The organism is Chitinophaga sp. OAE865 (assembly GCF_040546735.1).
Classification (GTDB): domain Bacteria; phylum Bacteroidota; class Bacteroidia; order Chitinophagales; family Chitinophagaceae; genus Chitinophaga; species Chitinophaga polysaccharea_A.
On record NZ_JBEPOF010000001.1, the window covers coordinates 5,460,348 to 5,481,095 of the forward strand.

At 48.9% G+C, this 20,748-nt stretch carries 14 protein-coding genes; 6 read left to right on the forward strand and 8 right to left on the reverse strand.

The window, feature by feature from the left end; translation table 11 throughout:
- Positions 1-43: 43 nt before the first annotated feature.
- Positions 44-1,582 carry an MFS transporter gene (locus ABIE50_RS21860; protein WP_209859664.1) on the reverse strand — a complete coding sequence of 513 codons (1,539 nt, stop codon included), beginning with the start codon at positions 1,580-1,582 and terminating at the stop codon, positions 44-46.
- A gap of 190 nt (positions 1,583-1,772) precedes the next feature.
- Between ABIE50_RS21860 and ABIE50_RS21865 the strand changes: the two genes are divergently transcribed.
- Together ABIE50_RS21865 and ABIE50_RS21870 are read left to right on the forward strand one after the other, a co-directional pair.
- Positions 1,773-4,223: an ABC transporter permease gene (locus ABIE50_RS21865; protein WP_209859662.1), complete on the forward strand. Its 2,451-nt coding sequence runs from the start codon at positions 1,773-1,775 to the stop codon at positions 4,221-4,223.
- Positions 4,224-4,360: 137 nt separating this feature from the next.
- The gene (locus tag ABIE50_RS21870; protein ID WP_209859660.1) at positions 4,361-5,353 is read left to right on the forward strand and encodes a lipid A-modifier LpxR family protein; all 993 of its coding nucleotides are present in this window, start codon (positions 4,361-4,363) and stop codon (positions 5,351-5,353) included.
- A gap of 94 nt (positions 5,354-5,447) precedes the next feature.
- Here ABIE50_RS21870 and ABIE50_RS21875 read toward each other — a convergent pair whose 3' ends face one another.
- Positions 5,448-6,998 carry an alpha/beta hydrolase-fold protein gene (locus ABIE50_RS21875; protein ID WP_209859658.1) on the reverse strand — a complete coding sequence of 517 codons (1,551 nt, stop codon included), beginning with the start codon at positions 6,996-6,998 and terminating at the stop codon, positions 5,448-5,450.
- A gap of 359 nt (positions 6,999-7,357) precedes the next feature.
- Here ABIE50_RS21875 and ABIE50_RS21880 point away from each other — a divergent pair, with 359 nt between their 5' ends.
- Positions 7,358-10,174, forward strand: a complete 2,817-nt coding sequence (locus ABIE50_RS21880) for an outer membrane beta-barrel protein (RefSeq protein WP_209859656.1) — start codon at positions 7,358-7,360, stop codon at positions 10,172-10,174.
- Positions 10,175-10,233: 59 nt separating this feature from the next.
- Here ABIE50_RS21880 and ABIE50_RS21885 read toward each other — a convergent pair whose 3' ends face one another.
- Positions 10,234-11,049 (reverse strand): GLPGLI family protein, encoded by an 816-nt coding sequence (locus ABIE50_RS21885; RefSeq protein ID WP_209859655.1) that lies wholly within the window; start codon positions 11,047-11,049, stop codon positions 10,234-10,236.
- A 160-nt stretch (positions 11,050-11,209) separates the two neighbouring features.
- Between ABIE50_RS21885 and ABIE50_RS21890 the strand changes: the two genes are divergently transcribed.
- Entirely contained in the window at positions 11,210-12,718 is a 1,509-nt protein-coding gene (locus tag ABIE50_RS21890) for a sensor histidine kinase (protein WP_209859653.1), read from the forward strand.
- A 1-nt stretch (position 12,719) separates the two neighbouring features.
- Positions 12,720-13,403, forward strand: a complete 684-nt coding sequence (locus ABIE50_RS21895) for a response regulator transcription factor (protein WP_142688398.1) — start codon at positions 12,720-12,722, stop codon at positions 13,401-13,403.
- A gap of 74 nt (positions 13,404-13,477) precedes the next feature.
- On the opposite strand, the gene ABIE50_RS21900 is transcribed toward ABIE50_RS21895, so the two are convergent.
- Positions 13,478-14,347 carry a polysaccharide lyase gene (locus ABIE50_RS21900; RefSeq protein WP_209859652.1) on the reverse strand — a complete coding sequence of 290 codons (870 nt, stop codon included), beginning with the start codon at positions 14,345-14,347 and terminating at the stop codon, positions 13,478-13,480.
- 46 nt (positions 14,348-14,393) lie between these two features.
- Positions 14,394-16,025, reverse strand: a complete 1,632-nt coding sequence (locus ABIE50_RS21905; RefSeq protein ID WP_354028121.1) for a glycosyl hydrolase family 18 protein — start codon at positions 16,023-16,025, stop codon at positions 14,394-14,396.
- A 194-nt stretch (positions 16,026-16,219) separates the two neighbouring features.
- On the opposite strand from ABIE50_RS21905, the gene ABIE50_RS21910 reads away from it, so the two are divergent.
- The gene (locus ABIE50_RS21910; RefSeq protein WP_209859650.1) at positions 16,220-17,356 is read left to right on the forward strand and encodes a peptidoglycan DD-metalloendopeptidase family protein; all 1,137 of its coding nucleotides are present in this window, start codon (positions 16,220-16,222) and stop codon (positions 17,354-17,356) included.
- Positions 17,357-17,476: 120 nt separating this feature from the next.
- Here ABIE50_RS21910 and ABIE50_RS21915 read toward each other — a convergent pair whose 3' ends face one another.
- The 3 genes from ABIE50_RS21915 to ABIE50_RS21925 all read right to left on the reverse strand — a co-directional run bounded on the left by ABIE50_RS21915 (position 17,477) and on the right by ABIE50_RS21925 (position 20,748).
- The gene (locus ABIE50_RS21915) at positions 17,477-18,751 is read right to left on the reverse strand and encodes a TCR/Tet family MFS transporter (RefSeq protein ID WP_142688394.1); all 1,275 of its coding nucleotides are present in this window, start codon (positions 18,749-18,751) and stop codon (positions 17,477-17,479) included.
- A gap of 67 nt (positions 18,752-18,818) precedes the next feature.
- Entirely contained in the window at positions 18,819-18,977 is a 159-nt protein-coding gene (locus tag ABIE50_RS21920) for a hypothetical protein (RefSeq protein ID WP_209859648.1), read from the reverse strand.
- Positions 18,978-19,056: 79 nt separating this feature from the next.
- Positions 19,057-20,748: a GH39 family glycosyl hydrolase gene (locus tag ABIE50_RS21925; RefSeq protein WP_354028122.1), complete on the reverse strand. Its 1,692-nt coding sequence runs from the start codon at positions 20,746-20,748 to the stop codon at positions 19,057-19,059.

Genomic DNA, 20,748 nt, shown 5'->3' on the forward strand with positions numbered 1-20,748 from the left:
TAGAAAAGCCGGGTACGGAAACAATACCTGTAAACCGGTATTTCTAACCGGTAGCCGGCCGTTTACGGATAAAAAGAAAGCCCATCAGGCCACCCAGGAAAGCAAGACCGGCAGACAATTGCATGATGCGCCCGTACGCTGTAATAAACCCATCTTTATATACTTTACGGATCATGTTATGATGCGCACTGTCAATACCCGCAGGTATGGAAGCATTGCCCAGGTCCACCGTTTGCGCCACCACCGCCTCCCTTTGCTGACCGTTCAGCGGTAACACACGGATTTCCCGCTGTACCGCCCCGGAGAAAAAAAGCACCGCCAGCGCACCAAAAATAGCATTGGCAAAAACACCGGCAATACGGGTCACCGCATTGTTCACACCGGAAGCGGTGCCGGATAAATGATCACTCACAGATCCCATCACCGTAGCGGTTAACGGCGCCACGGTGAACGACATACCTAATCCCAAACCCACAATGCCCGGGAAAAATGTAGTCCAGTACTCTCCGGCTCCATGCGTTTGCTTTACAAAAGACAGCAGCAGCAAACCAACGCCGGCAATACAGGGCCCTGCTACCAGGAATAAACGGGGACCGTATTTATCTGCCATGCTTCCTGCAAAACGCGCAATGATGATCATCAGCACAGTAAATGGCAGGAAAGTAAGCCCGGACTGCAACTGCGTATATCCCTGCACCTGTACCATATCCAGGGAAAGGAACAGCATGCCGGCGCCAAGGCCCGCATACAAAAAGAAGGTGAGCAGGTTGGTACCGGTAAAAATTACATTCTTAAAAAGCCCCACCGGCAGCATCGGGTGCCTGCTTTTATTTTCTACTATAATAAAAACCGCCAGCAGCAATACGCCGCCGGCAATAGTACCATACACCTGCGGATTGCCAAACCCCAGTGAAGGCATACGCAGGAACCCGAAAGTGAGCAGTGCCAGTCCTGCTGCGGTGAGCACCGCGCCCGGGAAATCGAGCCGCTGATCGCCTTCTGTTTCCCTGCTCTCATTCACCTTCCAGGCCAGGAATACCAGCGCCGCCACGCCAATAGGCACATTGATAAAAAAGATATACCTCCACAGTCCTGCATCTGCCAGGGCGCCGCCCAGCACAGGACCGCCCATGGTAACCAGGGTGGTAACGGCCGACCAGGTACCGATAGCCTTTCCCCGTTCATTTTCATTGATGGAAGAAGTGATCAGCGAGAGGCTTCCCGGGATCATCAGTGCGCCGCCTATTCCCTGTATCATCCGGAAAATAATAAGCATGGTAGCGCTGCCGGCAAAGCCGCAGGCAGTGGAGCCCAGGATGAACACGAAAATGCCGGCCATAAAAACCTTTTTACGGCCCAACCTGTCGCCCAGAGAGCCGCCTATCAATATGAGGGAAGCCAGCATCAGCATATAGGCATTCAATACCCAGAACAGTTCTGCCGCCGATGCCTTCAGGCTTTGCTGCAGGGCCGGTAACACCACGTTCAATGCCGTACCATCAATAAAAGCCATGGCCGATGCAAGGATAGTGGTTACCATTACCCATTTGCCTGCGGAACTGTGAAGCGCTACGGTTGTCATAATACATTAAGACGGTGAACAATGATTAACGTACAAGTGCTCAAAATGTTCCCGCGTTCATTTCCGGACACACCGGTTACACAAGCGGACAACTTACATGATAACAAAAATCATAATCATATCAGTATCAATATCCACAATTACTGGCATATTTTTCATTCTTAATGATCAATCTCACACAATTCCTGTTATGCTCAAAAGTTATATAAAAATAGCCTGGAGAAATTTGCTCCGCAATAAAGTATATGCAGCTATCAATGTGATTGGTCTTGCTCTCGGTATCAGCGCTTGCCTGGTTATTTTTCTCAGCGTTCATTTTGAGCTGAGCTATGATAACTTTCATCCCGGCAAAGAAAATATTTACCGGGTAGTATCACAGATTGGTTCGCCGGAGCGGGGTACCCATAAAATGTCCGGCGTACCGGACCCTGCCCCGGAAGCTTTATCCAACCGGTTCCCCGGCATTGAAACACTGGCAGCCATTCATCCTGTTTACCCCAAAACATCGGTTACAGCGGGTAATGGCGTGGTAAAGAAATTTGACAGCGGCAACAAGCCCGATGTAGTGATCGCTTATCCCGAATACTTCAGCGTGTTTCAATACACCTGGCTGGCCGGCAAACCCGAAGCGGCGCTGCAGGAGCCATTTATGGTGGTGCTCACCGCCAGCAAGGCCGCGAAGTATTTCGGCGACCTGCCTGCAGAAAGATATCTGGGAAAAATAGTTACCTATAACGATTCCATCCCGTTAACGGTAGCAGGTATTGTGAAAGACCTTCCACAAAACACAGACCTCATCTTCAACGATTTTATTTCCTTTGCCACCGTAAAGAACAGCCCCTTCAAAAACGAATTCGGGTTTGATCAATGGGGCATGTTCGGAGGTACACAGGCATATGTGAAATTAACCCCCGGTACCGATACCATGCTGCTCAACAGGCAGCTGGCAGCGTTTGCCGGTGAGCGCGTACTTACAGAAGCAGGCGAAAGCAAGACCTTCCGCCTCCAACCATTGTCAGACATACATTTCAACAGCGACTATACAGACGGTTTCGGCCGCCGGGCGCATTTGCCCACTATGTACGGGCTCATGGCTATTGCGTTATTTATACTGGTAATAGCCGCGATCAATTTTATAAACCTCTCCACTGCACAATCTGTAGAGCGCTCTAAAGAAGTAGGGATCAGGAAAGTGCTTGGCAGCAACAAACGAAGCCTGGTAGCATATTTCCTTACGGAAACATTCCTGCTTACCGCATCTGCCGTACTGCTCTCTCTGCTGGCAGTACAACCTTTACTGCAGGCATTCAGTTCTTTTATGCCCAACGGGGTATCGCTGCATCTATTCAGCTGGCCTACCCTTCTGTTCCTCTTACTTATCACCTTGTTCACTACTTTACTATCCGGCCTTTACCCTGCAAAAATACTGTCCTCTTTTCAACCGGTGCAAAGCCTCAAAGGAAGCACAGGGCTTAAAGGAAACCAACGGGGATATCTTCGTATAGGCCTGGTGGTTTTCCAGTTTACCATCTCCCTGGTATTTATTATAGGTTCCATGGTGATCAATAACCAGATCAGGTATATGCTGAACAAGGATCTTGGGTTTAAGAAAGATGCGATCATCACCTTTGATACCAACCGCGCATATGCCTCAACCCTTCCGCGCGTACTGGCAGATAAGATCCGGCAGCTGCCGCAGGTGGAAATGGTAAGCCTGAGCCAGGGGCCTCCTTCCGATAAAAACCATTGGGGCACCTTCCTGAAATACACGGACAAAACCGAACTGCGGGCGGATTGCCACCTGGAATTCGGCGATGAAAACTACGTACCGCTATACCAGTTAAAACTGGTAGCTGGCCGGAACCTGCGTACTACCGATACCATCAGTGAAGTGCTGATCAATGAAACCTGCGCCAAAGCATTGGGATTTAAAACCCCTGCAGATGCAGTGGGCAAATTTGTGGAATCCGGTATGAGCGATGGCCCTTCACGGAAAATTATACCTGTTGCAGGCGTGGTAGCCGATTTCCATGCACTTGCGCTCCGCGAACAGATCAAACCGGTTTTTATCGCATCTTCTAAGGAGATTTGCCGCTTTGTAAATGTAAAGCTCTCGCTCGCAGGCTATAGCGGTGAACAGCTGCAACGTACTATCAGCGATATACGAAATGCATATACCGCTATCTATCCCAATGAAAAATTCGACTATCATTTTTTTGACGATACTATCAGCAAATTTTACGAACAGGAGCGGCAGATGGAGCAACTGATGAACACCGGTATGACCATCGCTATCGTTATTTCCTGTCTTGGTTTATTCGGACTGGCCGCCTTTACAGCACGCCAGCGCACCAAGGAAATCGGTATCCGCAAAGTGCTGGGCGCCAGCGTAAGCAATATTGCCGCCATGCTGAGCACCGACTTCCTGCGCTATGTTTTCATTGCAGCTGTGCTGGCCTCTCCCATTGCCTGGTACGCCATGCACAGATGGCTGCAGGGATTTGCCTACAGTGCGCCTATCTCCTGGTGGATGTTTGTACTGGCCGGCACCGTCGCCATGCTGATTGCACTGATTACGGTAAGCTTTCAATCCGTAAAAGCAGCACTGGCCAACCCGGTGAAAAGCCTGAAAGCAGAATAACCATATTATCTTTTCATGATCTTTTTAAAACAGGAAGCCGGTTGATAACAACCGGCTTCCGTTATCAATAAAACTGATAGGAAAACCATCTTTATTTATCTTCATTATACGATCTTTGTGCGCATGTCGGGCACAAGATGAAAAAGACGATCTTATCAGTATTAATTTACTGTGGCTTAATAGGTATACCCCGGGACGATCTGAGAGCACAGACTTCCGATGACAATACGCGGTTGTTCCGCTTTTACGAAGACAATGACTTCATTAATCTGAACGGTAATGGAACGGACCAGGCATATACGAACGGTACCCGCTTCGATTTGTTCTATACCCGCAGTCGGCCACCACGCGGCTTCGACCGCTGGATGCCCAAAGCCGGCAAGGAAAGCGTTAATACCTATGGCTGGGGATTTATGCAGGTGATGTTCACCCCCAAAGACCTGCGGCGGGTACAGCCGGTACCCGGCGATTTCTCCTATGCAGGCGGATTGTTCCTCACACATACTATTCACTCCACCAACCCGGTACATAAATACAACCTGCAAACAGAGTGGTTCGCCGGTGTAATGGGGCCCTGGGCGCTGGCAAAAGAAACCCAGACCCTCGCCCACCGCATCCTTGGTTATGAACGCCCCAGGGGATGGCGCAACCAGATCGGGAATAAATTACTGCTCAACCTTAACTTTACTGCGGAAAAACAGCTGGCAGCCATAAAAAAAATAGCAGAGATAACTGCAGGAGGCCAGGTATATGCTGGCACCATGCTGAACGGGTTCTCACTGTACTCGCTGATCAGGATAGGCAAAATGACTCCTTACTACAACGGGTATATTCCACAATACGCCACCTGTAAGCGCTGGCAGTTGTATGGCATCATCCGGCCTAATGTGGAACTGGTGTTTACCAATGCCCTTGTAAAAGGAGTAGCGCCGCAGGGAGATGAACAGCAGCCGGCAAAAGCAGGTCAGCCTACATTTGCGGATAACAGGCTGTTGGCCGGGATCGACTGTGGCCTCGTGGCCGTATACGGGAAAGTAGGATTCTCGCTTACGCAAAGGACCATGTCGCCCGTAATAAATGGCGTATCACATCACGAAGTGGGCAATATTTCTTTCTATCTTGCATGGTAAGCGGGCGCGGACTGCTAAACAAAAAAGGCATGAAGCTGTTAGATGAAAAACAGGGTAACACGGGTACAGCCTTGATTACCGGCCCCTGTAAAACTTACTTCACACTGAAAAGCATATTTGCAGGAAGGGGGAAATCGTCCCGTCCCTCTGTTTTAAGATAAACCGGCTGAAGATCATCTCCTCCTTTTTTATGAAGATAACTGATCCGCAGCGGATAAAATCCTTTCTCCAGGGGTACCATAAAACTCTCTCCTTCACCTGTTTTGAAATGAGCACCAAGAATTAACCTGTTATTTAAATACACTTTGGTATGCTCATTACCGGTTCCCATTTCAAAAATATAATAACCCGGTTCACTGATCTGAATATATCCCTCATTTACCAATGCATAATTATCTTTCTTTGAAACTTTATTAAGATTAAAATCTGCCGTAGCAATACCTGTTTCAACTGGTCTTAACTTCCCTGCATCCGGGATGGTATCCCAGTTGCCTTCATAATATTTATACCGCAACCCGCCAGGCCTGGCTCCTGCCGGCATTCTAACAGCCGTAAAAACTTCTCCCGTTTGAAAAAAAGCACTCGCCGATCTGTTGTATTCCTTTCGTTTACCAAGAGACGCAACGATCACTTTTGAATCCCTGTTGATGGTAATGGCTGTTTCTTCTCCTGCTATCCTGGGAGAAGAAATACCTGGTGCTGTGCCATCAGTGGTGTAATGGAGATATGCATCTGCCGCCAGGTTATAGCATATTAATTTAAAAGGCTTATTACTTAGTACAATGCCGTTATCCGGCTTAATAACAATTTTCCGGGATATAGGATAACCTCCTGTGGAAGCATAGAACCCGCCATAAGAAAATTTCATTCCCTCCCAGAATCCTTTAAAATTTGTTGAATAATGGGTTTCATTGCTATACTGCACACATTTCCAGTCGACGCCTGCGGGCGCGTTTGCTTTAAGAATGGAATCCATCCCTGCCACACCCATGAATTGAAAAGCGGCGCCTTCACGCCCTGCAATAAAAAGCGTGTTATCCAGTGTATCCCGGCGGGCAAACCTTTCAGCCGCCAGTTTATGCAGGTAAAAATCATCCCACCACAAACTCGGATCAATTGCTATATAGGAAGTAAACAAACCAGGAGCTGTTAAAAATGTATACATCACAAAAAGGCCTCCCATGGAGCCCCCGTACAATGTATGCCCGCCCGGTTTTGCATGATACCGCTTACTGATATAAGGCATCAGCTCATCCCTGAAAAACTGCAGGAACCTAACCGCCTCCCCGGAATTGGCGCGCGTTTTTGTAGGTGCAAGATCTCTTTCCCGCATATTCACCCCATTCAGTATAAAGTCAGGAATGCCCACCAGGATCATGTTCTTCGGAATAAATCCTTCCCATTGCAACACGTTCCATTCTTCCTTCAAAAAATCCGGGATATCTCCCAGGCAATATATTACTTCGTATTCGCCAGGGGAAGCCGGGTTATAATTTTTGGGAAACACCACATTTATGGGTCTTGTTTCTTTTAGTACAGTAGAAAAAAGGGAATCCTTTACCGGGGAAATATCCTGCGATCTGGCAGTAATGTGAACCAGGAGGATGATAAAGAACTGAGTCAGGGAGATAGTAAATACTTTCATTAAACTATGATATCTTTTAAAAAGAGATTTCAGGTGTCGACAGCTCATCTGTTTTATAATTATTAAAGAAGATGAACGCATGAATTAAAGTTATAGGAATTATTCCAGGATTCTATGATATCATCACCTTTTCCATCCGTAAGTGAAATTTACCACAGAGCTGGGCAAATTCATTCCCTCTACCCTGCTGGCGCTGAAAATAGCCCGGGTTTTCGGCGCCACGGTGGAACAGCTGTTTGAGCCGGAACCGGGGGATGAATAAGCTTAATACATTAACCTTCCTTAACATTAATGCAAGGCTTGTTAACCTGCTTTTGCAGAACGCGGACCTACTTTCGGTTACAAAGTAATTGTCCGCTATGCAAAAAATCTACCTGTGGCTGCTTACCTGCTGCTTATCCTTTACGGCCAACGCACAAAAAAATGGCGTGATCAAAGGAACCCTGTCTGATACCAGTGCCGGTCGACCAGTGGCGGCAGCCACTATTACCCTGTTACTGCAAAAAGATTCCTCGCTGGTATCCTTTACCATGACCAACGAAAAAGGATACTTTGAGATCACCGGCATCCCCGCCGGGGAATACCGGCTGCTCATCACGCATGTAAAATATCATTCCCTGCAGCGCCGCATTAGCATCAGCGCTGCCTCTCCTGTAGCCAGTTTCCCTTCCCTGGTCATGAACGACCTGCGTATTAATCTTGATGAAGTGGAGATCACCGGCGAAGCCCCGCCGGTAACGCTCGTTGGCGACACGGTGCAGTATAATGCCGGCTCGTTCAAAACACCGCCCAACTCCAGCGTGGAACAGCTGTTGAAAAAACTGCCGGGTGTACAGGTGGCGAAAGACGGCACCGTAAAAGCACAGGGGCAAAAAGTAAACCGGGTACTGGTAGATGGTAAAGAGTTTTTTGGTAAAGATCCTAAAATGGCTACCAAAAATCTTCCTGCCGATGCGGTGGACAAAGTACAGGTATACGACCGGCTGAGTGATGCTGCACAGCTCACCGGGTTCGACGATGGCAACAGCGAAAAAACCATCAACCTGAAACTAAAACAGGACAAAAAGAAAGGCATGTTCGGAAAAGCCATGGCCGGCACAGGTACCAGCAACAGGTACGAAGGACGCTTCAATATCAACTCTTTCAAAGGCGCCAGACAACTCTCCCTTATCGGTATGGCCAACAATACCAACGCGGAAGGGTTCTCCTTTATGGATATGATGAGCTTCAGCGGGGAGCTGAACCGCATGCGGCAAAGCGGCAGCGGTAATGCCAGCTTCAGCGTGAGCAGCGACGATGCTGCCGCCGCATTCATGAGCAATGGCAGCGGCAATGGTATTAATACTGTATGGGGCGGTGGGCTCAACTATAATAACATCATCGGAAAAAAAACAGAATTCACCAGCAACTATTTCTACAACCATTATAACCCTCAGCAGGAAAGCGATATACGGCGGCAATATTTCCTGCCCGACTCCTCCTACTTCTATAACCAGCATGCTACCAGCAATAACCTGAACAATACGCACCGCCTCAACCTGGGCGCCGATATCCGGATCGACTCCCTGCACTCTGTTAAAATTTCCTCTTCTTTCGGGTACCAGGAAAACCGCAACAAAAACAACAGCACCTATGAAACCCTTTCGGAAGATCTGCAACCGGCCAACAAAGGCTTCAGCAACAACTACTCCACCGGCCATGGCAGTAACCTGCGCAATGATATTCTGTTCCGTAAAAAATTCCAGCGCAAAGGCAGAACCTTTTCACTGGCCCTGCAAAACAGCGCCAATAACAGCGAAAGCAACGGCAGCCTATTGTCGGTGAACCACTTCTATAACCGCACTGCATCACAACCGGCCTACGACTCTATCCATCAGCGGAACACCATATCCGGTAATATGAACAGCTATACGGCGCGCGCCGTATATACGGAACCGTTATTTAAACACTCCCTCATGGAATTTAGTATTGGTAACAGCTATACGAAAACCACCTCCGATAAAACCACCTGGGACTACAACAACAGTAACGGCAAATTTGATCAGCTGAATCCCGGGCTCACAAACAACTTTGAAAACACCTATAGCTATACCAACGCCGGTATACGCCTGCGTACCAAACAAAAAAAATTCAGCCTGGCTGCCGGCCTTAACTGGCAGGGCGCCTCCCTGGAAGGAACTATCATTGCAGGAAAAAAAGATTCCGTGATCCGGCAAACATTTTATAACCTGCTGCCATCGCTGCGTTTTCAGTACGACTTTACCCGTTACCGCAATCTCAGTATCAACTACGCCGCCATTACCAATCAGCCGGACATGGCCCAGTTACAGCCCGTACCGGATATCAGCGATCCGCTCAATATCCGCGAAGGTAATCCCGACCTGAAGCCGGAGCTCACGCATGCAGTACAACTGAACTTCATGTCGGTAAACCCGTTCAGGAATAAAAACCTGTTTGCATTCTTTAATATCCAGGAAACGCAAAATAAAATTGTAAACGATGATGTAGTAGATAGCGCAGGTATTAAACGCAGCCGGCCGGTGAATGTGAACGGGGTGTTTAATGTGTCCGGCAGTATCAACCTCGGACTGCCGTTACGCGCATTGAAAGGCACCGTTAATTTCAGCAGCAATGTGGGCTACAGCAAAACCAAACAGTTTATCAACAAAGCATCCAACGGCATCAGTACCGTTTCACTGGGGCCTGCCATGCGCTTTGACCTGAACCCTGCCGATAAACTGGACCTTTCTTTCAGCGCGGGTGTCAATTACTACAAAACATCCTATTCCCTGCAGCCTGCGCTTAACAGCGGTTACTTCATGCAACAATATGAAGGGGAAGTAAACTGGCAGCTGCCGGCTGATTTTTATATCAGCACCAGCCTGAATTATACGGTGAACAGTAACCGTACAGATGGCTTCAATGCAAAAGTGCCGCTGTGGAATGCCTCCGTAAGCCGGCAGTTCCTGCGCTTTAACCGGGGAGAGCTGAAGCTGAGCGCGTTTGATATCCTCAACGAAAATGTGGGCATCAGCCGCAGTACCAACCAGAATTATATTGAAGATTCCCGCATCAGGAACCTGCAACGTTTCTTCCTGTTAAGCTTTACTTATAGTCTCAGTAAAAACGGCCTTTCCAATGCCGCTATGCCGGGTATCAGGATGATAAGGCGTTAGAAGAGTGATGTAAGAAAGGGCCGGAATATTCCGGCCCTTTGCTTTGCTTATTTACTGCTTTACTGCGCAATCCTCGTAGCCCGCATCATACCACGCCCGTTGCGCTGCATCTCCGCCACCAGTTTTTCTCTTTCCTTGTTAAACTGCTCTTCAGTTACTTTCTTCCCTTTGGAAGGTTCCCTGATGGCCGCAAGATCTGCTACAGGAGAAACTTCCAGCGCCTGGTAAACGGTAGCGCCATTATTGATATCGATGGCCAGGATAAGACCGGGAAGCTGTCCCTGGAAATCGGGACCGGCCGGAACGGGGATAGCCAATGTAAACCAGACAGTGATGTTGGCAGTGTCTGCCACTTCCCTACTTTTCATTTGCCCGTTTTCCACGGTGCTCATCAGGCGTTTGCCAATACGTTGTGTAACCGCCTGCTGGCAGGGATAATTAAGAATGGTGCGGGTTTCGCCGGTCATTTTCCAGTTGAGCCGGTGAATGCTGTCTGTAATGATATAGTTCTTCGCGGCAAACTCGCGTTGTTCCACTACGCGGTTGTTTGAAAAGCTGGTGTAACTCACATCATTATTACCCACCACCATCATGCGTATGTGCATACCGCCTTCGTCTGCAATTTCTTCCGGGGCATCTTCTTCTACCGCACGGCGCAGCGATTGCCCATTGCCGAACAATAGTTCCAGCTTTTCTTTCCGGGAATGAGGCAGCAGGTTATCCGGTTCTGCTTCCGCACTTGCACCAGCTCCTATTCCCATCATACGCATCTGCATTTGTATCGTGCGTTCATACAACACGCGCCCCTGTTGCTGCTGACCATTGGCGGTTAACAGGCACCCGCCGGCTGCCAGCGTAAAAATTATTTTCTTCATGTTACATACTTTTAAGAAAATAAAGCTATTCCCTTCCCGCTGGAACACAGGTTAACATGACTTGATTTAATGTTAATTTAGGTTAATGTTTGCGGGTTCGGGAAGCAGGAAATGATACATTTGCCGTAGTATTGTTATTTCTTACCATTCAATCAATTTAGTGCGATATAAACTTTCCATACCGGCCACTGTTTTCCTGATTGCGCTGACCATCCTGCTGATCACCGCTTTCCAGGCCTACTGGCTGAGCAATAATTACCGGGAAGAAAAAAGACTGTTCACCGTACGCACCAATATACTTTTCAGGGAAACCATTTTCCGCCTGCAGGCGGTGAAGCTGAACCTGGACTCCAACATCAGCCTGCGGATACAGGACCGCGCGGGCATGACCGGCATTTCCAATGTACTGCAGGAAAGGGTAAGGGACTCCTTTATACCCGCCCATGCCATTTCCGGTGTAAAACGGACCATGATTGTTTCATTAAACAGGACAGCCGGAACGGTAAACGATTCCTCCGTGAATGTACAATACAGTGCTGCCCGGGCTCTTCCCGCAGTTCCCGCCGCCGGGGTGTTCCAGTTCCTGGCCGGGGTAGATTCCCTCCGGGATTCAATTACCGTAAAAGAAGTGGTAGACCGGTATCAACAGGCGCTTAACCGTGAAAACATCACCGTTCCTTTTGTAGTGAGCGCCACCCCGTTTGATACCTCCCAGATGTATCACACCTTCCCGGATGATATAGACGATAACACCGTTACCATTGGTTTTACCAAACCAATGAACTACTCGGTAAAGTTTGAGAACAATACCTGGTACCTGCTGAGGCGGATCAGCCAACCAATACTGGTGTCTTTCTTCCTCCTGGCTGTCACCATCTTTTCCTTTCTCCTGCTATACCGCAACCTGAAACAGCAACAGCGGCTGGCCCAACTGAAAAATGATTTTATCAGTAACATGACGCATGAGCTGAAAACGCCCATCGCTACGGTGAGCGTAGCCATTGAAGCATTAAGGAATTTTGACGCGCTGGAAGACCTGCAAACAACGCTCGAATACCTGGATATATCAGCGAATGAAATGAACCGGCTGGCTTTACTGGTAGATAAAGTACTGAAGTTGTCGATGTTCGAAAACAGGGAAATACCTTTGAACAAAGAACCTTTCGACCTTACCGACCTGGCCCGCAGCGTGATGATATCCATGAAGCTGCAGTTCGAAAAACAACGCGCCGTTACTACGTTAAAAAGAACCGGCCATAACTTTACCATTACCGCCGACAAGCTGCATATGACCAGCGTACTGTATAACCTGCTGGACAATGCGTTAAAGTACAGTACCCAGGATCCCAATATCCTGATCCACATCATTGATCACAAACAATACCTGGAACTACGTGTAACCGACAACGGTGTAGGCATTGCCCGTGAATACAAGCACCGGATCTTTGAAAAATTTTTCCGCGTGCCGAGCGGCAACCGTCATAATATAAAAGGATATGGCCTTGGCCTGAGCTATGTATCACATATTGTACAATCACATATGGGATTTATTGAAGTGGAAAGTGAACTGAATAAAGGGAGTACCTTTTCCATCAAACTGCCTTTCGTGGAAGCGCCGGTGATCTATTATGATAAGAACCGCCGGGTTATAAAGCTTAAAACAGGGTGAGATGAACATTAAAATTCTATATATCGAAGATGAATTGTCGCTTGGTAAAATAGTGAAGGAGAGTTTGCAGCGGCGCGGCTATGAAGTAATACTGGAAAGCGATGGCGCCAACGTCATGCAATTGTTCCAGCAGGTAAACCCTGCTGTATGCGTGCTGGATATTATGCTCCCGAATAAAGACGGGTTTGAAATTGCCACGGAAATACGCGCCATTGACCAGGAAGTACCCATCCTGTTCCTCACCGCCAAAACACAAACCAACGATCTTGTAAAAGGCTTTACACTGGGTGGCAACGATTATATCCGCAAGCCTTTCAGTATGGAAGAGCTGATCGTGCGCATTGAAAACGTGTTGCGGAAATCAGATAAAGCACCCTCCCCCTCTGCCAATCATATTAAGATCGGCAAGTTCCGTTTTTATGCCAACCGCCAGGTGCTGGCCAATGATACGGAAGAGAAAAAACTGTCTTACAGGGAAAGCGAACTACTCAAACTACTATACGAAAACCGCAACGGTATCATCGACCGTAAAAACATCCTTGACCTGCTCTGGGGACACGATTCCTTTTTCAACAGCCGCAACCTGGATGTATACATCACCCGGCTGCGCGTACACCTGAAAGAAGACGACAACCTGCAGATCCTGACTATTAAGGGTGTAGGATACCGCTTTGTGCTGGGCTAACATCTCCCGCCTGTACCGCCGGTGTCAGGGCATAAAAAAACCTGCCGGTGTAAATGCCGGCAGGTTGCGCTTTATCAGTTGATCTTATGAATGCTGAGATTATCGTAATAAATGTAACCTACAGTTGGTGATTCCCAGTACGACTGGCTGCCACCGCGGAAGGTGTGGAAGGTCACACCCCTGATCAGGCGCTTGCTGTCGTTGGTCGTCCACCGGATATCCCTGTCCAGCAACACGGTACCGTTGATCACTATCTGAACATGACCATTGGTATTACTGCCGGTATTGCTTTTTATATACAGGTGCACATGATAGGTAGTGCCTTTCTGTATGCTGCCGCTGGCCGGGTAAGTAAGACCGAAATCATCGCCATACTGGCCGGGCTGGTCCCTGTAGTACAGGTAAGGCTGAAAGTACACCCTGTTGGCATCGTTGCGGTACCACATTAAGCGTAAGGTACCGCCGTTACCGTCCCAGGCGGGGTCTCCGCCGGTGTTGCCATCGCCAATGGAAAAACCGAAGCCCACTTTACCGCCACGGCTCCAGTCGAACTGGCTGTGGAAACGGATATCATAATCCATTTCATAGGCCGTGCCATCGGCCACATCGATGTTGGCCACTACCCCACCGGCGGCAGAGAGGGCGTTCGGGTCCAGCTGTATACGGAGGTTACCGTTGGAAATATACCCCCGGTTATTGTTCCAGCCGGTTACATTACCAAAATCATTGGCCGCATTGGTGGAAGTGTAGGTGGTGCCATTGGCGTAGTTGTCCCAGTTAACAGACCACGTGCTGTTAATGGCACTGATGCCCGCTACGGCGCCGGCAGACAGATTGCCCGGCAGGCCGGAAGAAGTCAGCTCCTTTTTACAGGCACTGAAGCTGATGCCTAAAAGCAGCAGTCCTGCTGCCGCAACATTGCGTGAGAAAACAGTGGAATTCATGAACATTTAATTGTGGGTGAGAAAATAGGTTTTATCATCAGGAGGGTTATTGGACAATGATCTTTTTCACGAGCCGTTTATTGTCGTGCATCACTTCCAGGATATATGTGCCTCCGGCGATGCTGCCGGTATTTACAGTAAAGTTCTTTGCATTGGGTTGCTGTACTATCACCGGCTGCATACCCGCGTTCACCAGGGTGGCCCTCACCGGCGCCTTTGGGTTATAATGCTGCAGGGTAACGGTGAAAGTGCTGCCCGCCGCAATGGGATTGGGATATACGTTGATGGCAGCAGTGGCCGTTTCTTCCGGTATGGCGCCATGCGTGCCTGCTGTGGCGGCGGTGGTATTGCTGATGGCTGCCAGTCCGCTCACCACTCCATAATTGAATGATTCCCATGCGCCGATGGCTGTTCTCCAGGAGCTCATCGCCTGGGTCCCGTTTTCAGAACAGATATAACCGCCGTTATTGCATAAAAATGAAACGGTGCCATTGCTGTTGCTGATCCAGGTGAATTTTTCCCAGTCTTGTATACTGCTGCGGTTGCAGGTAATGGGCTGCGCCCCGTTTTCAGACGATACATATTTACCCTGGCTGCGTAAGGCAATTTTGCCTCCGCCGGCATCTACTACGGTGAATTGTTCCCATCCCTGCGCGCTGGCGCGGTTGCAGTTCATAGCCTGGGTACCGTTCTCACACCCGCTTACATACAGGTTGTTGTTGCCACGCAGCCAGATGGTTTGGCCCACAGGAGCATTACCGCCGGGGTTATTGGTGCGTGTAAGCACTACCTCATGAATGGCCGACAACAACGAATTGGCCCCGGTAGCGTCCTGCGACAGCTCCCATATCATTACGCCGCTGCCCTGATCGAAGGCCAGGTTGGTTTTTTGTTTGATAGTAGTAATACCATTGTAGCCTACATTATCAAATACATCTGCATAAGGGTTTGCGCCCCGGGCCAGCAGCTGCGCATAGGATTCCCAGGTAGGCCGGCCATAAAACGGTACGCCCAGCACTGTTTTGGAAGCCGGCAATCCGCGGCCGCGCCAGTAGCTGACCGACTGGGTGGCATAGTTATAAGTGGAGTGATCGAAGTTATTATAATCGTACGCCATGAGGTTGTAGAAATCCACCAGTGCAAATGCACTGCTGAGGATACTGGCGCCGCCGGTACCTACAATGGCACCGGTAAGCAGCTTACCCCTGTTATGCATTTCGGTGCTGAGCTGCGTCATCAGCGTAATATAATTATTGGCCGATGCGCCTGGGTCCGGGTATTCCCAGTCAATATCCACCCCGTCGAGCCCATACTGGTTAACGAAGTTGATCATATTAGTAACGAAGTTATTCCGGTAGGTGCTGTTGGCCGCCAGCGATTCAAAACCACTGTCGTCGCCATTGTTCCAGCCCCCTACAGAGATCAGCACCTTTACATTATTGGCATGCGCCGTGCTTACAAGGCTCTGCAGCTTTGCCGGGTTGTCGATCGCCTGCAGGCCGCCGGTACTGGTAGGCAGCAGGAATGCGTAATTGATATGGGTAAGTTTACTGTACTGCACCTGGTTTACATTACCTGCCCAGGATGGCATGTACCCGATAACGCGGAAAGGGGCTTGGCCATAAGTGTTAAAAGTACAGATCAGAAGAAAGGCTAACAGTGTTAAAAATGCTTTCATACGGGTAGTTTTTTTGGTTGAAAAGAAATGTGGGTGTCGACTTTTCAAATGTAGCAGTTAGCGCTAAAGAACCCGTATTCTGCACTACGGCATTACTACGTCATGCGGATTTTTTTTGTATTTAGATGATTACCGGTATATGATCAGCAATATTTCCAACAGATGTTACTTATCTTTTCATACAAATAAGTACTGTGTCAAACCATAAGCTATTTTTACTCCCGGTTTTCATCCTGGTAACTTTTATCTGCCGGGCGCAGGACAACCGCATTCCTGCACTGCCACCCGGGCTGGAAATAAAAGTGGTTCAACCTCCCCAACCGGTTATCAGCGGCGGTCATCCAATGTACTGCTACGAAATACATCTTACCAATTTCTCTCCCGGAGCCCTGCTTATTACAAAACTTGAAGCGCAGGATGCAAAGGCGGGGATTACGTTGAAGGTTTTAGAAGGGAATGATCTGTCGGCACGGCTTTATTCTCCCGCACAGAAAGCAGCTGCTGCGATATTGCCTCCCGGCAATGTGTCTATAGTGTTCCTGGAGTATTCCCTGGCCGGCAACGCAGTACCGGCTGAAATAACCCACCGGGTATCTTTCAGAAATAACGGCGGTGATACCACCAACACATTTACCATTACCGGCGCAGTTACCCAACCGGCAACCGGACCGGTCATTGCACTTGGAGCACCACTCAGAGGCGGGCCATGGACCGCTGTTTACGACCCTGCTTGGGCAAGGGGGCATCGGCGGGTTATATTTGTAAAGGATGGCGTGGCACGCATCCCCGGCAGGTTTGCCATTGATTTTGTAAAACTTGACAGCACCGGCAAATTCGCCCGCGGCAATGAAGACACCATCACTAACTGGCACGGCTATGGCGCCACCGTATTGGCTGTGGCAGATGGTATTGTGAGCACGGTAAGAACTGATTTCCCTGAAAGCAGTGTTATATCCCACCACCACGGCTATGCTGCTCACCTGGCTACCGGCAACTACATTTCCCTGAAAATAGCAGAAAACACCTACGTATTTTACGAGCATCTGCAGCCGGGAAGCATAGTGGTAAAAGCAGGTCAACGGGTAAAAAAGGGAACTCCCATTGCGCAGCTGGGCTTCACCGGGCAATCCACCGGGCCACACCTTCACCTGCATGTAGCTTCTGCTGATGCACCGCTTGGTGCAGAGGGACTTCCCTTTGTATTTGAGCAATTTACAGTATCAGGTGCTATCCCCGACTTTAACGAATTTGGTAAACAACCGTACAGGCAGCTTTCTCAACCCCTGCGCGCGGAGTTTCCGTTGTCTAACAGTGTGATCAGCTTTCCCTGATCACTTTAGGGTATTCAGTGTTAACAATCTAACGCACTTTATCTCCCGGATAAAAACAAACAGGACTGGCTATAGTAGCCAGTCCTGTTTGCTGATACAAATATAGTATGCCCGCTCCCATTAGTGCATTGGCGTACTGCTCAGGTCTTTATTGAGCACTTCAGCCAATTCAGGATGCTCTTTCTTTTCACGGGAAAGCACCTTGTAAATAATAACAATACTGAGCAATATAAATACTGCACCGATCAGGAAATGTACACCAGGCAAGTGGAACGGGGCTTTCGCAGAAGTAAAATAGGCAAAGGCGCCGTTCATGATCAGCGGTCCAATAATGGTGGTAAGACTCATCAGGCTGGTAAGTGCTCCCTGCAGCTCTCCCTGCTGGTTAGCAGGCACATGACCGGATATCACCGATTGTAAAGAAGGCCCGCAGATCCCGCCCAGGCAATAAGGGATCAGGAACACGAACATCATCCAGCCCTGCGTGGCAAAGCCAAACAATACCAGTCCCAGCGTGTAAAGCGATAAGCCGAGGTAAATACTTTTTTCGTTACCTATCTTCGGGTTAATTACCCTGGTTAATCCCGCCTGTACTGCGCCTACCAGCACGCCTACCACAGCCAGGGAAATACCAACCATTTTTTCACTCCAGTGAAAATTATAAATGGTAAAGAAATTCCAGTTGCTTTGCACCGCCTGTGCACCCAGGTAGATCAGGAAAAATCCGAATGCCAGTCCCCCTATTTCCGGGTGTTGTGTCAGAAATTTCAGTGACCCGAAAGGGTTAGCCCGTTTCCAGTCGAACGGACGGCGGTTGTCCTTGCCCAGCGATTCCGGCAGGAAAAAGTATCCCCAGATACAGTTTACCAGGCACAATATGGCGGCCGCATAAAAAGGCGCCCTGATGCCCCAGTTGGCCAGCAATGCGCCCAGCGCGGGGCCCAGCACAAATCCCAGCCCGAATGCAGCGCCTATCAATCCAAAATTTTTCGCCCTGGATGTTTCATCAGTACTTACATCCGCAATATAGGCAGTGGCTGTAGTGAAGCTGGCTCCGGTGATACCGGCAATAATACGTCCGGCAAACAACCAGCCATAGGCCGGCGCCAGCGCAAGGATAATATAATCGATCCCGAAGCCCAACAGGGAAAGCAATAAAACAGGACGGCGTCCATACTTATCACTGAGGTTTCCGATCACAGGGGAAAATACAAACTGGGTGATCGCAAAAACGGACAACAGCAGCGCTCCATAAGTGCTGGCCTCATTAACGGGGATATGTTTTAACTGTGCAATAAGATCTGCCATCACGGGGATGATCAATCCCCATCCCATTACATCAATGAGCAACGTAACGAAAATAAAACTGATAGCGGCCTTTCTGGATGTGTGCATATAGATAGATGGTTTTGTATATCGATGTATCTGGCGGATATTTTTTTCTTCCCGCAACCAATTTCCTTCATTCGGGCTTCAAATATATATCCCGCAGATGCGCTACAGAAAGCCTTTCCGGCCAGTATCCTTTTTTTACCGGTAAAACCAAATCTTTTGCCGGTAAAAATTGACCAGCCACAAAGATATTTACTTCACTACCAATAAAAAGGGTAAAACGAGACAATATCAGGGGAGTTTGCGACATAACTAAAAAGCCCTGCAGCAATAGCTGCAGGGCAGGTTTTACGCAGGAAAATTAAATGTTACCACGTTAATTGCAGCAATGATACTCCCTGTCCGGGAAGATCTGTATTTAATACAATTTCGCCGTTACGGGGAAGCACCCACTCCGGTGAACTGATGGCTTCCAGTTGTCCCGCGCGTTCCAGCTGCGCTGTTTGTATAGCATCAGGATGTTGCGGTGATCCCATCTTCTTCCATACTTCATAAGCGTTACTATGGGATGCATCTATCCGGTAATGCTTCAGTAAAACGCGTGTGGAAGGCAGCCCTTTTACTTTTATTTTTACGGGAGATGATTGTGCGGGAATGATATTATCGTCATGATAGTTCCACACCATTACGCTGGTACTGTGCTCATCGCCGGCAGCCAATGCGTTCACATCCCTTTTGGCTCCCCTTACGCTGCTGTCGAGGATCTGCCGGTAATTGTAATTCGTTTGCCCGCTTACTTCCAGGCGGTTGCCCTGCATCAGGCCAAACATGCGGAATACATTCAACACGGGCTTATCCACGCCGTTGGTGGCCAGGTCACGGAAACCGGCAAACCAGGGCTGGTCTTCAAACTCAAAGGCCCAGGTCACCGCGCCTGCCAGGTTAATGCCACGGGCCGCTGCCAGGTCATATTTCCGGGCAAAAGAAGCCGCCGTGTAGCTGGAATACATAGTGCCGTTACGGTAAGCGTTGGATGGGTGAAATGCTTCCGAGCATGCCGCGCATCCTTCGGGATCTGATTCACCGATAATAACAGGCAGCTTTTTCAGCGATGGATAACCTGCTATTATTTCAAAGCCTTTATCAATATCACGCAGCTGTGCGGCCATATTCATCTGTACATGCCCATCTGTTACCTTGGGCGCGCCCTTGGCGTGAAAAGTGATCACATCCAGCGGTGCGCCTGTTTTTCCCGTGGCGTAGTTCTTTCCGCTCACCACATGATCCAGGAAAGTTTTAAGGAACTTCGCAGCCACATCCCAATTAGGGCCGGTCACTTCCGGTCCGCCTATCCTGGCAGTGGGCAATGCACGTTTCACAGCATCGGCAGTGTAATCATACAACTTGATATACTCTTCTGTAGTGCCTTTCCAGTAGCCGATATTAGGCTCGTTCCATAACTCCCAGTACCAGCTTTCCACTTCCGCTTTTCCATAACGCGCTACGGAATGCTTTACCCATTCATATACCAGTGCGGCAAATTTCTTATAGTCTTTCGGAGGATAGGCCCACCCGGTAAATATATCGTTATACTGCTTATCCGGTTGCCAGTGATGCCGGTAAGGCGATGGTTTTACCGACAGCGCTTCCGGCATAAAACCCACCTGTGCAACGGGCTTCATACCCCGCTCTATAAAGGTGTCGAATATCCTGTCTATAATGGTCCAGTTATATACCGGGTTGCCGCTGGCATCTTCGGTATATGCATTGGTAGATCCCCATTTCAATGCAGCGGTACCATCGCCGGTTACCAGTAAGCTATGTACGCGCACATATACCGGCACTTTACTTAACGCGGCAATTTCCGTGAGCAATTTCTTCCCGTCTTTCATATAGGTGTAGTTAGGCTCATCATAGCCAAACCAGGCCCATATTGGTTTTAACGGCCCTTTACTTTTGCGGGTATCTACGCTCATCAACAGGGTATCCTGTTGTGCATTTCCCGGCAGGGCCGGTAACAGCAACAGGAGGATAAAAAACGGTAACAGGTGCTTCTGCAT

Bases quoted from the DNA above. Each gene is read 5' to 3' on its own strand.
- ABIE50_RS21860 (WP_209859664.1), bottom strand. From the start codon at position 1,582: ATGACAACCGTAGCGCTTCACAGTTCCGCAGGCAAATGGGTAATGGTA.
- ABIE50_RS21865 (WP_209859662.1), top strand. From the start codon at position 1,773: ATGCTCAAAAGTTATATAAAAATAGCCTGGAGAAATTTGCTCCGCAAT.
- ABIE50_RS21870 (WP_209859660.1), top strand. From the start codon at position 4,361: ATGAAAAAGACGATCTTATCAGTATTAATTTACTGTGGCTTAATAGGT.
- ABIE50_RS21875 (WP_209859658.1), bottom strand. From the start codon at position 6,998: ATGAAAGTATTTACTATCTCCCTGACTCAGTTCTTTATCATCCTCCTG.
- ABIE50_RS21880 (WP_209859656.1), top strand. From the start codon at position 7,358: ATGCAAAAAATCTACCTGTGGCTGCTTACCTGCTGCTTATCCTTTACG.
- ABIE50_RS21885 (WP_209859655.1), bottom strand. From the start codon at position 11,049: ATGAAGAAAATAATTTTTACGCTGGCAGCCGGCGGGTGCCTGTTAACC.
- ABIE50_RS21895 (WP_142688398.1), top strand. From the start codon at position 12,720: ATGAACATTAAAATTCTATATATCGAAGATGAATTGTCGCTTGGTAAA.
- ABIE50_RS21900 (WP_209859652.1), bottom strand. From the start codon at position 14,347: ATGAATTCCACTGTTTTCTCACGCAATGTTGCGGCAGCAGGACTGCTG.
- ABIE50_RS21905 (WP_354028121.1), bottom strand. From the start codon at position 16,025: ATGAAAGCATTTTTAACACTGTTAGCCTTTCTTCTGATCTGTACTTTT.
- ABIE50_RS21915 (WP_142688394.1), bottom strand. From the start codon at position 18,751: ATGCACACATCCAGAAAGGCCGCTATCAGTTTTATTTTCGTTACGTTG.
- ABIE50_RS21925 (WP_354028122.1), bottom strand. From the start codon at position 20,748: ATGCAGAAGCACCTGTTACCGTTTTTTATCCTCCTGTTGCTGTTACCG.